This window comes from Streptomyces sp. NPDC000941 (assembly GCF_053599555.1).
This window is the reverse complement of record NZ_JBSFMM010000275.1, coordinates 1-13194: the sequence shown is the minus strand read 5'-3', so window position 1 is coordinate 13194 and position 13194 is coordinate 1. Positions and strand designations below refer to the sequence as shown.

The window sequence follows — 13194 nt, the reverse complement described above, 5'->3', positions numbered from 1 at the left end:
CAGGGCCTTCGAGCCCTGCCGGTCAGCGCGCTCAGGCGCTCAGAAGTCGAACACCTGGCTCCGGACGTTGTTCTTGAGGCAGGGGTTCGGGAAGGTGTGCTCATACCAGACCCGGCGGCCCTCCCATACCCCCTCGGCGGTGACGGTGACCGGGCGCCACTCCTTCGTACAGGCTCGACCGTGCTCCGTTCTGGCCGTCAGCGTCCCGAACTCCCCATCGACCGCGCGCAGTTCGGCGCAGGCTCTGCCGGGCGTCGGGTGGGTGCCGGTCGAGGTGGGACGACAGCTCAGCGTCACCGCGCGCCGCACCGCGGCCGAGCCCGCGCCCTCCCCCTCTCCATAGCTGAGCACCAGCGCCGAGGCCGGGTACAGACTCCTCGGCTGCGCGGGCGCGGCGCTCGCCACGCCGCCTGCTCCTGTCCCCACCACGCTGCTCAAGGTCAAGGCGGCGCCCAGAGCGATCGCCCCTGCGGTTCTCCGCATTTCGAACACTCCCTTGCTCGTGGTTGCAGATACCGGACGGAGTCTTACGCGATGCATGTCAGGAATGCATGTCGATCGATCACTTCCGGTCGCAACACGTAATCATTCGGTGGCTCATTGTTGCGCGAGGAAAGCGCGTTCCCCGGGAGCACGCGGCGGCGACCTGGCCGGGACCGCACGGCGACGGTCCGCCCCCAGCCGGACCGGCTCGACCGGAATGCACCCGCAGCCGCGCCGGTCGGGGGAGCTGCGGAGGAGTGCGGCGGACCGGCGCGGCACGATCTCGTCGGGGGGTACCCGGATCACGTATGGAGCCATGGAGCCATGAAGCTTGGAGTGAGAGACATGAAGGCGATCGTCTACGACGAGTACGGCGGCCCCGAGGTGCTGCGGCTCAAGGAGATGGCGGAGCCGCACCCGGGCCCCGGGCAGGTCCGGCTGAAGGTCGTGGCCGCGGCCGTGAACCCCCTCGACTACAAGATCCGCCGTGGCTGGATGCCCCAGATGGGCCCCGCCGAGTTCCCGGCGATCCCCGGCCAGGAGGCGTCCGGGATCGTCGACGAGGTCGGCCCGGGGGTGACCGGCCTGTCCGTGGGCGACGAGGTGCTGGGCTGGACCGACACCGGGGCCTACGCCACGTACGCCCTGGCCACCGTCGTCGCCCCCAAACCGGCCGGCCTCGACTGGGAGTCCGCCGCCGCGCTCCCCGTGGCCGCCGAGACCTCGGCGCGCGTCCTCGACCTCCTCCGGCTGACGGACGGCGAGACCCTGCTGCTGCACGGGGCGGCCGGGGCGGTCGGCGGAGTCGGCGTCCAACTCGCCGTGGCCCGGGGCGCCACCGTCATCGGCACCGCCTCGCCCGCCAACCACGACTATCTGCGCTCGCTCGGCGCCATCCCCGTCGCCTACGGCGAAGGACTCGCCGACCGGGTCCGCGCCGTCGCCCCGCGCGGCGTCGACGCCGTCTACGACGCCGCCGGGCAGGGCGCCTTGCCCGTCTCCATCGAGCTGCGCGGCGGCACGACCGACCGCATCGTCACCATCGCCGACATCCAGGCCGCGGACCTCGGCGTCACCTTCTCCGGCGGCGGCGAACGCTCCGCCGAGGCCCTCGCCGACCACGCCCGCCTCGCCGCCGCAGGTCGGTTGCGGGTGCTCATCGCCCAGAGCCATCCGCTCGCCGACGCGGCCAAGGCCCACGAACAGAGCGAAACCGGCCACACCCGCGGCAAGCTCATCCTGCGGCCTTAGCGGTCCGGCCCGCTGCCCGCGCGGCTGCGGATCCTCGCCGGCGGCTACGGCCTCTCGCGGCGGGAACGAGCCGAGCGTGGCGGATGGGGGCGAGCGCTGGGACCGTATGCGGTCCTGGCCGGCGGCCCGCCGCGGGGCGTTCACGGCCGCGCTACTGACCTGACCTGCCCTTGGCCTGACCTGGGCCGGTCAGGGCCCAGCCGTGGACCGGCCGTGGCCCAGTCGTGGTTCAGCCGTGGACCGGCCGCGGCCTAGCCGTCGAGCGGGCCGCTCAGTGCGCCGCTCTCCCGCCCCCACCCGTACGCCCGCTCGGCCCGCAGCCGCACCACCAGCCGTCCTTCGGCGACCATCGCGGCGCGGAACTCCTCCCAGTCCGGGTGCTCGCCCGCCACGGCGCGGTAGACCTCGACCAGCTCGTCGGCGGTGGCGTCGTGGGGATCGGCCGCGACCGGGGTCAGCTCGGCGTTTCCCTCGGCGACCAGGTAGGAGTAGCGGTCGCCGCTGGTGACGTAGAAGCTCGCGCGCGGATCGCGGCGCAGATTACGGGTCTTGGCGCGGCCGTCGGTGACCGAGATGCGGATGAGGCGCGCCGTGGGGTCGTAGGCGAAGGCGACGTTGGACAGCTGGGGGCGGCCGTCGCGTTTGAGGGTGACGAGCGCGCCGGTGCGCTGTTCGCGCAGCAGGCCGAGCAGGCCGGCGTCGTCGGATTCAGGGGAGTGGCCGGGGCGGTCGGTCATGGCGGTGACCTTACGCGGTCGGCTGCCGGGCCGGTATGGGCGTACCGCCATGCGCTATGGGGGTTATGGGGTTTTTATTCCCTTATGGTGAAGGGGAGGGATGTTATTCCCGCAGGTCACGCGGGAGGCGAGTCGTTTCGCACGAGTGTTCGAGAATTGGTTTAAGGTGGGGCGAGGGCTGCGCCGCGTGGCGGGCAGGGACAGCAGGGGGTGCGACAAGCAGCAGGAGGTGTGGATGCCAGGGTTCACGCATCTGCACACCGCCTCCGGGTTCTCCATGCGGTACGGAGCCGCCCACCCGGAGCGGCTGGCCCAGTGCGCCGCCGAGCGCGGCATGGACGCGATCGCGCTGACCGACCGCGACAGCCTCGCCGGGGCGGTCCGGTTCGCCAAGGCGAGCGCGGCCGCGGGGGTGCGGCCGCTCTTCGGGGTGGACCTTGCCGTGCAGGCGCGGGCCCCGGAGCCGGGGCGTACGGTCCGGCGGCGCACGCCGGTGCGCGGCGGGGCGTTCATCGATGAGTCCGCGCCCCGCGCGGTCTTCCTGGCGCGGGGCGGCGCGGGCGGCTGGGCCGCGCTGTGCGGACTGGTCTCCGCCGCCCATGCGGCAACCCATGCGGGAACCCACGCGGGCGGCGCCGGGCAGCCCCTCCTGCACTGGGCAGACCTGGAAGACGGCGCAAGCGACGGCGGCGCCACCGCCCTCGCCCCGTTGACCGTGCTCCTCGGCCCGGACTCCGACGTCGGCCGGGCCCTGGCCGCCGGGCGGCCCGACCGGGCCGAGCACCTGATCGCCCCCTGGCGTGAACTGTTCGGCGACGCGCTGCGCCTGGAGGCCGTGTGGCACGGCCGCACCGGCACCGGCCCCGGTTCGCTGCGGCTCGCCGCCCGTACCGTCGGCTTCGCCGCCGACCAGGGCGTACGGGCCGTGCTGAGCAACGCCGTACGGTACGCCGACCCGGGGCAGGGCCCGGTCGCCGACGTACTGGACGCCGCCCGCAGGCTGGTGCCGATCGATCCGCGCGACCCCGCGGCGCTCGACAGCGGTGAGCGCTGGCTCAAGGGTCCGCGGGACATGGCGCGGATCGCCGAGAAGATCGCGGAGGCCGTGGGCCGGCGGCAGGATGCCGCGCACCGGCTGCTCGAGGAGACCGAGCGCACCGCCGCCGCATGCCTCGTCGACCCCGAGGACCACATCGGCCTCGGCAGTATCCACTTCCCCGAGCCGCATCTGGTCGGGGCCGGGCACCGGAGCGCCGAGCGGGTGCTGCGCTCGCGCTGCGCCGCCGCCATGGTGCTGCGCGGCTACGACCGCGACCACGAGCGGTGGGGGCGGCTGGAGGACGAGTTGCGCACCATCGAGCGGCTGGGCTTCGCCTCGTACTTCCTCACCGTCGCCCAGGTCGTCGACGACACCCGGGCGCTCGGCATCCGGGTGGCCGCCCGTGGCTCCGGCGCCGGCTCCTTCGTCAATCACCTGCTCGGTATCGCGCACGCCGACCCCGTCGCGAACGGCCTGCTGATGGAGCGCTTCCTGTCGGTGCGGCGGGCCGCGCTGCCCGATATCGACATCGACGTGGAGTCCGCGCGCCGTCTGGAGGTCTACCGCATGATCTTCGACCGCTTCGGGGCGGAGCGGGTCGCGACCGTCTCGATGCCCGAGACCTACCGGGTGCGCCACGCCGTACGGGACGTGGGCGCGGCCCTCGGCATGGACCCGGCCGAGGTGGACCGGCTCGCCAAGTCCTTCCCGCACATCCGCGCCCGCGACGCCCGCGCGGCGCTCGCCGAACTGCCCGAGCTGAGCGCGGTCGCGGCCGAGCAGAAACGTTACGGCAGGCTCTGGGAACTGGTCGAGGCGCTGGACGGGCTGCCCCGCGGCATCGCCATGCACCCGTGCGGAGTGCTGCTCTCCGACGCCGGGCTGCGGGCCCGTACGCCCGTCGTGCCCACCAGCGGCGAGGGCTTCCCCATGTCGCAGTTCGACAAGGACGACGTCGAGGACCTGGGGCTGCTCAAGCTCGATGTCCTCGGAGTGCGGATGCAGTCCTCGATGGCGCACGCGGCCGCGGAGGTGGCGCGGGCCACGGGCCGCCCGCTGGACCTCGACGACCCCGAGGTGGTGCGGCCGAACGACCCGGCGACCTACGACCTGATCCGCTCCACCGAGACGCTGGGCTGCTTCCAGATCGAATCGCCCGGCCAGCGCGACCTCCTCGGCCGGCTGCAGCCGACCTCCTTCCACGACCTCGTGGTCGACATCTCGCTCTTCAGGCCAGGCCCGGTCGCGGCCGACATGGTGCGCCCCTTCATCGAGGCGCGGCACGGCCGCAAACCGCCGCGCTATCCGCATCCGGACCTGGAGGACGCGCTGCGCGAGACGTACGGCGTGGTCGTCTTCCATGAGCAGATCATCAAGATCCTGTCGATCATGACGGGCTGTGAACGGGACCTCGCCGACGAGGCGCGGCGCGCGCTGTCCAACCCCGAGCGGCAGGGGCGGGTGCGGGCCTGGTTCCACGCGGAGGCGGCGAACCGCGGCTACCGGCCGGAGGTGCTGGCGCGCACTTGGGAGATCGTCGAGGCGTTCGGGTCGTACGGCTTCTGCAAGGCGCACGCCGTGGCCTTCGCGGTGCCGACGTACCAGTCCGCCTGGCTCAAGGCGCACCACCCGGCGGCCTTCTACGCCGGATTGCTCACCCATGACCCTGGGATGTACCCGAAGCGGCTGCTGCTGGCGGATGCGCGGCGGCGCGGGGTGCCGATTCTGCCACTGGATGTGAACCGGTCGGGCGCGGATTATCGAATCGAACTGGTGTCTGGTGGCAGGGTGTCGGCAGCCGGGGCGGCGGATACGGGGCCCATGGGTGCCGGTTCCGCGGGCTTCGGGGTACGGCTCGCGCTGAGTGACGTGCACGGCATCAGCGAGGCCGAGACCGAGCGGATCGCGGCCGGGCAGCCGTACTCCTCGCTCCAGGACCTGTGGCGGCGCGCCCACCCCGGGCGGCCGGTCGCCGAACGGCTCGCCCAGGTCGGCGCGTTGGACGCCTTCGGCACCAGCCGCCGCGATCTGCTGCTGCAGATCACCGAACTGCACCGGCAGCAGCGGGGCGCCCGGCGTGACGGCACCGGCGAGGGCCAGCTCCCGCTGGCCGAGACCGCGCCGCCCGCCCCCGCCGGGCTGCCCGATCTGAACCCGGAGGAACGCCTCGGCGCCGAGCTCGGCATCCTCGGCATGGATGTCTCGCGCCACCTCATGGGCGACCACCGGGCCTTCCTGGAGGAGCTGGGCGCGGTCCCGGCGAAGCGGCTGCGCGATGCGCGGCACGGCGAGACCGTGCTGGTCGCCGGGGCCAAGGCCGCCACCCAGACGCCGCCGATCCGCTCGGGGCGGCGCGTCATCTTCACCACGCTCGACGACGGCACGGGGCTGGTCGACTGCGCCTTCTTCGACGACAGCCACGCCGCGTGCGCGCACACCGTCTTCCACTCCTGGCTGCTGCTGGTGCGCGGCGTGGTCCAGCGGCGCGGGCCGCGCAGCCTCAGCGTCGTCGGCTCGGCGGTCTGGAACCTCGCCGAGCTGGCCGAACTCCGGCGCGAGGGCGGCCTGGAGGCAGTCGCCGCCGAACTCGCGGGTGCGGGTGCGGGTGCGGGTGCGGGCCGGGCGGAGCCCGAGCCCGGTGCCCCCGCTGACGCGGACGCCGAAGCCGGGAGCGAGGCCGGGAGCGGGACCGGCGGCGACTCCGGGCGCCGCATCCACCTGCCCACCGGCTACGCCATGCACCCGTGGGCCGACCTCCAGCCCGCGGGTGAACAGGCCGCCACCGGCCGCAAGCTGTGGCATTCCAGCCCAGGGAGCGCGGGATGACTCCCCAACCGAGCCATGAGACCCATGAGCAACCGCATGTGCTGTACGTGCGCTTCCACTCCGCCGAGGGAACGGCGGGGACGGCCCCCGACACGCCCGGCCGAGGCCCCGGCCGAGGTCTTGGCCCTGGTCCCGGCCGTCGTGGTCCCGGCCGTCCCGGACCCGTCCTCGGCGCGGACACCTACGAGGGCCTGCTCGCCCTGCTCACCGAGGTGACCCCCGTCGTCGAGGCGGTGCCGCCCGACGCCGCGCTCGCCGATGTCGCCGGCGCGCTGCGCTACTTCGACCGGGACGCGGCCGGACTGGCGGAGATCGTACGGGTCCGGGCACTGGCCCGGTACGGCGTCGACTGCACCGTCGGCGTCGCCACCAACCCGCTGCTCGCCCGTATGGCCGCACAGGACGCCGGCACGGTACGTACCGTCCCCGACGACCCGGACGCGGTCGCCGCCTTCCTCGCAGACAAGCCCCCCACCGCCCTGCCCGGCGTCGGCCAGGCGACCGCCCGCACCCTGTGCTCGTACGGTCTCGACAGCGCCGCCCGGATCGCCGCCGTGCCGCTGCCCACCCTGCGCCGGATCCTCGGCCCGGCCACCGCCCGCCGGGTGCACGACTGGGCGCGCGGGATCGACCCCGTCCCCGTCACCCCGAACGCCCCGGCCCGCTCCATCGCCGCCGAACACCGCTTCGGCCACGACGAGCTGGACCCGGAACGCAGATGCCGCGCGCTGCTCACCCTCGCGGACCGGCTGGGCTCCCGGCTGCGCACCAGCGGACAGGTCGCCCGCGCCCTTACGCTCACCGTCCGCTACGCCGACCGCTCCACGACCACCCGCAGCCGGACCCTGGCCGAACCGACGGCCCACACCCCGGCGCTGATCGCCACCGCGTACGCCCTGCACGCCGCGCTCGGCCTGCAGCGGGCCCGGGTGCGGTCCATCGCGCTGCGCGCCGAGGGGCTGGCCGCCGCCGAACTGGCCTCCCACCAGCTGACCTTCGACCCCGCGGACGACAAGGCCCGCCGTATCGAGGCCGCAGTGGACCGGGCACGGGCCCGCTTCGGCGAGCGGGCGGTGCGCCCGGCCGGGGGATTCGACATCTGGTGACCGAAGCGCCCTTTGACGTGCCCCGGACGCCTGATGTGCCCTGGCCGCCCAGAGCATCCTGGCCGCCCTGGCCATCCGGGCCGCCTCAGCCGTAAAGCTGCTCCGCGTACTTCGGGCCGTAGTGCTCCTCCAGCGCCTCCAGGGGGACGTCCGGGGCCTCGAGCGCCTTGCATATCCGGGGCCTGGACGGCAGCTCGTCCGGGCGCCAGGTCTCCGGCTTCCAGAGCTCCGAGCGCAGAAACGCCTTGGCGCAGTGGTGGAAGACCTCTTCGATCTCGACGAGGAGAGCGAGCCGCGGGCGGTTGCGCTTGACCACCATGTCGTCGAAGAACGGGGCGTCACGCAGCAGCCGCGCCCGGCCGTTGATCCGGAGCGTGTCACTGCGCCCGGGCAGCAGATAGATCAGCCCGACGTGGGGATTGGCGAGCACATTGCGAAAGCCGTCCATCCGCTTGTTGCCGGGGCGGTCCGGGATCGCGATGGTCGTGTCGTCGAGCACGAGCGTGAACCCCGCGGGGTCGCCCTTGGGGGAGACGTCGCACCGCCCCTGGGCGTCCGAGGTGGCGATCAGACAGAACGGCGACCGGGCCAGCCACTCCCGGTCCAACTGATGCAGCGCGGGACGGGACTTGTTGGCCGCCTGCTGATTGGGCTCGCCGACCAGCTCCCGCAACTCGGCCTCGGACGAGACCTCCACCAGGTCTGTTGCGCTCATCAGAGTCCCCCCGTCGTCCTCGAGATCACGTGCTGCCGACTCTACGCCACCCCTCTGACAGGGCCGTGTTCCTGGACGTTCCGTGAGGGGTGGGTGAGGTTTTCTTCACCTGCGGACGGCTGGATGGCTTTGCTACTGGCGCGTAATTTAAGGCCGACACACCACCCCTGTGATCCGGATCGCAGAGCGCACGGTCCTGCGCAACCCTCCCCCACCAGCGAGGAGTCCATGTGATGTCGCACTGGAGGCGTATCCGCTCGCTCCGCAGGTCACTGCCCGCCCTGGCCCTGGCGGTCGCGGCGGTCACGGCGGCCATGGCGCCGGTCGCCGCGAGCGCCGCGCCCGACGAAACTGCTGCCGATCAAAGCAGCGCGACGAGCAGCGGCTGGAACGACTATTCGTGCAAGCCGTCCGCCCAGCACCCCCGCCCCGTCGTCCTGGTGCACGGCACCCTCGGCAACTCGGTCGACAACTGGCTCGGTTTCGCCCCGTACCTGGTCGACCGTGGCTACTGCGTCTTCTCCCTCGACTACGGCCAGTTGCCCGGCGTGCCCATCTTCTACGGCCTCGGCCCGATCGCCGATTCGGCGAAGCAGCTGTCCGCGTACGTCGACCGGGTGCGCACCGCCACCGGTGCCGCCAAGGTCGACATCGTCGGCCACTCCCAGGGCGGGATGATGCCCCGCTACTACCTGAAGTTCCTCGGCGGCGCGGCCAAGGTGAACGCCCTGGTCGGCCTGGCCCCCACCAACCACGGGACCACCCTGTCCGGGCTCACCAAGCTGCTCGATTACTTCCCGGGCGCGGCCGATGTGCTCGCCAAGCACACGCCCGGTCTGACCGACCAGGTGGTCGGGTCGGCGTTCCTCACCCGGCTCAACGAGGGCGGTGACACCGTCCCCGGCGTGCGCTACACCGTCATCTCCACCAAGTACGACGAGGTCGCCACGCCCTACCGCGCGCAGTTCGTCACGGGGTCCGACGTCAAGAACGTCGTGGTCCAGGACCTGTGCCCGAGCGATCTGTCGGAGCATGTCACGATCGCCATGACCGACCGGGTCGCCTTCCACGAGGCGGTCAACGCCCTCGATCCGGAACACGCCACCCCCACGACCTGCTGACGCCCCGCCCCGTCCCGCCCCATCCCGTTTCTTCGCTCAACCGCCACGGCGCCCCGGCCCTCCGGTGCGCCGTGCGCGTCTCAGGTGGGCGGCCACTGCCGCAGGGCCATGTCGGCCACCATTTGGAGGTCGTCGCGGGTGGCGCCGCCGACGGCCTGAACGGCGATGCCATTGCTCACGGTCATGAGGTATCGGGCGAGCAGGCCGGGATCGGTGCCTGCGGGCAGGTCGCCCTCGTCGACGGCCCGCTGAAACCGCTCCCGCAGGAGCGAGGTGGCGTTGTCGCGCCACGCTGCCAACGTGTCCCGGGCACCGCGACCGGGCTCGCCCGCCGCCAGAGAGCCTTGGACGCCGAGGCATCCGGCGGGAGAGTCGGGGCGGGTGGTGGCCCGAACGGAACCGGCGAGGAACGCGGTGGCCACCTGCCGGGCGGTCGGCTCCTCCAGAGCCCGAGGGGCGTATGAGGCGGGGCCGTCGGTGTAGCGCTGCAGGGCCTTCTGAAACAGGTCGTCCTTGTTGCCGAAGGCGGCGTACATGCTGGTGCGGCTGATGCCCATGGCGTTGGTCAGGTCGGTGAGGCTGGCGCCCTCGTAGCCCTGGCTCCAGAAGACCCGCATGGCCTGTTCGAGCGCCTCTTCGGCATCGAAGCCGCGTGGCCGGCCGATCGGCGCCTTCCGCTGAGTCTGCACAAATGAATCGTACCCCTCCGATACCGGGCGGTGCAGATCTCTGCCGAGGTCAAGGTAGTGAGGCAGCGGGAAGGCGGGCGAGCACTGAGGGTGTGTCGGTGCGGGTGGCGCGTATTGCGGTGAGGCCGAGCAGCGGCACCAGGCCGAGTACGACCATGATCATGCCCACCAGGGACGGCCCTGGCCGGCCAGTCGGTGCCGCCGGTCTCCACCACCCTGGCCGTACGCTTCGCGAGCGACGCGCCAACCCTCGCCTACGCGCTGTCGGCCTCGGCCTTCAACCCGGTGGCCACCGTCGTCCTGCCGATCAGAGCGCAGGCTCTCGGGCCGGGTGAGCCGATCACGGTTCCCTTGATCCCCGGGGCCGTTCGCCGCGGCGCCTGGCCCCCGATCTGGCTCCTGATCCGGCTCCCGATCCGGCTCCGGCCCTGCCGAGCGCGCCGACGAAGTCCGTGAGCAGCCGGGCGAATTCGGCGCGGTCCGCCTCCGGCCATTCGGTCATCGCCTCCGCGAACACCGACCGCCGGAACCGCCGGACCTCGTCCGTCAGGGCGCGCCCCGCCTCGGTCATGACCAGCAGGGCACGCCGCCCGTCCGCCTGATCCGCCTCCCGCCGCACCAGCCCGGCCTCGACAGCTCCCGCGACCAACTTGCTGGCGCGGGGCTGGTCGACGGCCAGGGCGGCGGCGACGCCGGAGACGGTGGCGGGCGCGCCGCTCTGCTCCGCCGCCTCGATCGCGTCCAGTACGTCGAAGGCGGCACCTCTCGCCGCCGCGCCCCTGGGGGAGTCCTTGTCGTCCGCACCGTCCCCGCCGGCGAGTCGCGCCAGTGAACGCCTGCTCTGGCTGCGCCGGATGGCGACCATGGCCCGCTCGATGTCGTCCACGGGTTCTCCGTTGTCGGCCATCGCGCCTCCATGCATAATCAAGGACAACTAGTTGCTATTTTACATGCATTGCTGGAGGCGAAGGCGATGAAGCCGATCGGATACTGGCTCAAGCACCTGGACGGCCTGATCGAGGCCGACTTCGAGCGCACTCTGAGCGACAGCGGCCTCGCCCGGCGCCACTGGCAGGTCCTGAACACCCTGTCGACGGGCCCGAAGCACCTCGGTGAACTCACCGAGGCGCTACGCCCCTTCTGGGGCGAGGGCGCGATCACGCTCGACGAGGTCCTGGGCGGTCTGGGCCGCCGGGGCTGGGTTGTCCGGGAGCGCGCCGAGGGTCCGTACGCGCTCACCCCGCTCGGCGCCGAACGCCATGCCGCGGTGGCCGAACGGATCGGGGAGGCCCGGCGGCGGATCACCGACGGGGTGTCGGACGAGGAGTACCTCGCCACGGTGGGCGTGCTCCGCCGCATGTCGGAGAACGTCGAGGGGGTGGCGCGGGCCGCGTAACGTACGAAGCTGTCGCTGATCCGCCGGAGGGCCCTTGGCGGTCTACCAGCGCGGTCACCGGCCGGGCGCCCCGCCTTCCAGGGCCTCGCGGATGCGTAGCGCGGCGCCGGGGCGGGACATGGCAAGCCCTGATACGGCCGGGCCGCCGGAGTCGAACAGCGCGAGGGCGACGGCATTGAGAATGTGCCGCGCTCGCCCTGTTGACCGCGCTCCTGCCGCTTTCCCTGGCCGCCCGCCGCGGACCCCGCTGACAGATGTCTGCCTTGAGCGGCATCGCGGCGTCGACCTGGAACGCCCCCGTCCGCAAGGCGAATTCCAGGGGGCGTTCCAGGTCGACGCCCGGACTGACGCCTACGGCTACTCGGCGATCAGCTCGACGGCGATGTTGCCCCGCGTCGCCTTCGAGTACGGGCACACCTGGTGCGCCTGCTCGACCAGGCTGCGGCCGGTCTCGCCCTCGAGCTCCTCGGGCAGCTCGACGCGCAGGGTGACCTTCAGTCCGAAGCCGCCGTCCGACTCGTCCTTGCCGATGCCGACCTCGGCGGTGACGGAGATGTCCTTGGTGTCGACCTTCGCCTGGCGGCCGACCAGCCCGAGCGCACTGGCGAAACAGGCCGCGTAGCCCGCGGCGAACAGCTGCTCGGGGTTGGTGCCCTTGCCGCTTCCGCCCAGCTCCGGGGGCATGGCCAACGCCAGGTCGAGCTGCTTGTCGGAGCTCACCGCCCGGCCGTCGCGTCCGTTGGCCGTGGCCACCGCGGTGTAGAGCGCGTCCATGAAGACCATCCCTTTCGCATCCTGCGGCGCGCCGTCGTGCGCTCCGTCATGACGGAAGTAGAGCACACAATTAAGTTGTGCACAACTAAGAGGTACCCTAGGCACATGTCACACCAGCCCGCGCCGGCCCCCGCCCCCGCCCCGGCCCCGAACCCGAACCCGACAGAGACCGCAGCCGCCGACGATCTGCTCCGCTTGGACTTGCAGGTCTGCTTCGCCCTGCACGCCGCCTCGCGCGCCTTCGGCAGCGTCTACCGGCGGGTCCTGCGCGATATCGAGCTGACCTATCCGCAGTACCTGGTGATGCTGGTGCTGTGGGAGCACGGCGAGATGCCGGTCAAGAAGCTCGGGGAGTTCCTGCGCCTGGACTCGGGTACCCTCTCGCCGCTCCTCAAGCGCCTCCAGGCGGCGGGCTTCGTCCAGCGCGAGCGCAGCCTCCACGACGAGCGCTCGGTCTCGATCCGGCTGACGGCCGAGGGCGAGGCGCTGCGGGAGCCCGCCCGGGCCGTGCCGCTCCAGATCGTCCAGGCCAGCGGCCTGGACGCGGAGGACGTGGTCGATCTGCGCGCCCGGCTGCAGCGGCTGACGGCGGCGCTCGACGCCGCGCAGGTGGACACGTTGGGCGCGGCGAACGCGTCGGGCGCCGAGAGCTGAGCCGCGGGTCACCTCCCGGGCGCGGCCGCCGGTCACCCCCGGGCGCGGTGCCGGTGGGCGACGGCCTGGAAGCAGAGCGCGGCGCCGGCCAGCACCAGCGGGATCAGCAACAGCGGCCCGGAGAGGGCGAGCACGGTGGAGACGACGGCCGCGCTGCCAACCGCCGCCCACCACAGCGGAGTTCGGCGCGGAAGCAGCGCAAGCGCCGCCAGCAGCCCCGTCAGGGTGACCGCGGCGAGACAGGTGGAGGTGGCGCGCATCAGCCGGTCGAGGTCGGCCGCGCCCGTCGCGGCCACCACCCCGACCGGGGCGCACGCGCCGGCCAGTACGGCCAGGCTGCGCCGCGGCACCTCGCCGGGCCCGCCGCCGCGGGCCAGCCACCGGGGCGCCGCGCCGTCGCGGG

The 13194-nt window shown here is 72.9% G+C and carries 12 protein-coding genes and 2 pseudogenes; 6 read left to right on the top strand and 8 right to left on the bottom strand.

Annotated elements, in window-relative coordinates:
* Window positions 1–39 precede the first annotated feature (39 nt).
* Window positions 40–483, bottom strand: coding sequence for a subtilase-type protease inhibitor (locus tag ACWDSL_RS47155; protein WP_450495116.1), 444 nt, complete (start codon window positions 481–483; stop codon window positions 40–42).
* A 345-nt stretch (window positions 484–828) separates the two neighbouring features.
* On the opposite strand from ACWDSL_RS47155, the gene ACWDSL_RS47150 reads away from it, so the two are divergent.
* Entirely contained in the window at window positions 829–1734 is a 906-nt protein-coding gene (locus tag ACWDSL_RS47150) for an NADP-dependent oxidoreductase (RefSeq protein ID WP_450495118.1), read from the top strand.
* 251 nt (window positions 1735–1985) lie between these two features.
* Here ACWDSL_RS47150 and ACWDSL_RS47145 read toward each other — a convergent pair whose 3' ends face one another.
* Window positions 1986–2471: a PPOX class F420-dependent oxidoreductase gene (locus tag ACWDSL_RS47145; RefSeq protein ID WP_450495115.1), complete on the bottom strand. Its 486-nt coding sequence runs from the start codon at window positions 2469–2471 to the stop codon at window positions 1986–1988.
* Window positions 2472–2706: 235 nt separating this feature from the next.
* On the opposite strand from ACWDSL_RS47145, the gene ACWDSL_RS47140 reads away from it, so the two are divergent.
* Together ACWDSL_RS47140 and ACWDSL_RS47135 are read left to right on the top strand one after the other, a co-directional pair.
* Window positions 2707–6336, top strand: a complete 3630-nt coding sequence (locus tag ACWDSL_RS47140; RefSeq protein ID WP_450495113.1) for a DNA polymerase III subunit alpha — start codon at window positions 2707–2709, stop codon at window positions 6334–6336.
* Window positions 6333–7442, top strand: coding sequence for a DNA polymerase Y family protein (locus ACWDSL_RS47135; protein WP_450495111.1), 1110 nt, complete (start codon window positions 6333–6335; stop codon window positions 7440–7442). The genes ACWDSL_RS47140 and ACWDSL_RS47135 overlap by 4 nt, the downstream gene beginning before the upstream one ends.
* 85 nt (window positions 7443–7527) lie before the next feature.
* On the opposite strand, the gene ACWDSL_RS47130 is transcribed toward ACWDSL_RS47135, so the two are convergent.
* Window positions 7528–8157 carry a pyridoxamine 5'-phosphate oxidase family protein gene (locus tag ACWDSL_RS47130; RefSeq protein ID WP_450495109.1) on the bottom strand — a complete coding sequence of 210 codons (630 nt, stop codon included), beginning with the start codon at window positions 8155–8157 and terminating at the stop codon, window positions 7528–7530.
* A 233-nt stretch (window positions 8158–8390) separates the two neighbouring features.
* Between ACWDSL_RS47130 and ACWDSL_RS47125 the strand changes: the two genes are divergently transcribed.
* Window positions 8391–9278: an esterase/lipase family protein gene (locus ACWDSL_RS47125; protein WP_450495108.1), complete on the top strand. Its 888-nt coding sequence runs from the start codon at window positions 8391–8393 to the stop codon at window positions 9276–9278.
* A gap of 80 nt (window positions 9279–9358) precedes the next feature.
* Here the strand turns inward: ACWDSL_RS47125 and ACWDSL_RS47120 are convergent, their stop codons facing one another.
* Both ACWDSL_RS47120 and ACWDSL_RS47115 read right to left on the bottom strand, forming a co-directional pair.
* Window positions 9359–9967 (bottom strand): TetR/AcrR family transcriptional regulator, encoded by a 609-nt coding sequence (locus ACWDSL_RS47120; RefSeq protein WP_450495106.1) that lies wholly within the window; start codon window positions 9965–9967, stop codon window positions 9359–9361.
* 340 nt (window positions 9968–10307) lie between these two features.
* Entirely contained in the window at window positions 10308–10874 is a 567-nt protein-coding gene (locus tag ACWDSL_RS47115) for a MarR family winged helix-turn-helix transcriptional regulator (protein WP_450495104.1), read from the bottom strand.
* 66 nt (window positions 10875–10940) lie between these two features.
* Between ACWDSL_RS47115 and ACWDSL_RS47110 the strand changes: the two genes are divergently transcribed.
* Entirely contained in the window at window positions 10941–11363 is a 423-nt protein-coding gene (locus ACWDSL_RS47110) for a MarR family winged helix-turn-helix transcriptional regulator (protein ID WP_450495102.1), read from the top strand.
* 60 nt (window positions 11364–11423) lie between these two features.
* On the opposite strand, the pseudogene ACWDSL_RS47105 reads toward ACWDSL_RS47110, so the two are convergent.
* Window positions 11424–11543 (bottom strand): annotated as a pseudogene (locus ACWDSL_RS47105) (TetR/AcrR family transcriptional regulator); the annotation flags it as partial.
* 177 nt (window positions 11544–11720) lie between these two features.
* Window positions 11721–12137, bottom strand: a complete 417-nt coding sequence (locus ACWDSL_RS47100; protein ID WP_450495117.1) for an organic hydroperoxide resistance protein — start codon at window positions 12135–12137, stop codon at window positions 11721–11723.
* Window positions 12138–12242: 105 nt separating this feature from the next.
* On the opposite strand from ACWDSL_RS47100, the gene ACWDSL_RS47095 reads away from it, so the two are divergent.
* A complete protein-coding gene (locus ACWDSL_RS47095; RefSeq protein WP_450495100.1) occupies window positions 12243–12791 on the top strand; it encodes a MarR family winged helix-turn-helix transcriptional regulator in 549 nt (182 codons plus the stop codon).
* Between the two features lie 32 nt (window positions 12792–12823).
* On the opposite strand, the pseudogene ACWDSL_RS47090 reads toward ACWDSL_RS47095, so the two are convergent.
* Window positions 12824–13194: pseudogene (locus ACWDSL_RS47090) on the bottom strand (amino acid permease); the annotation flags it as partial.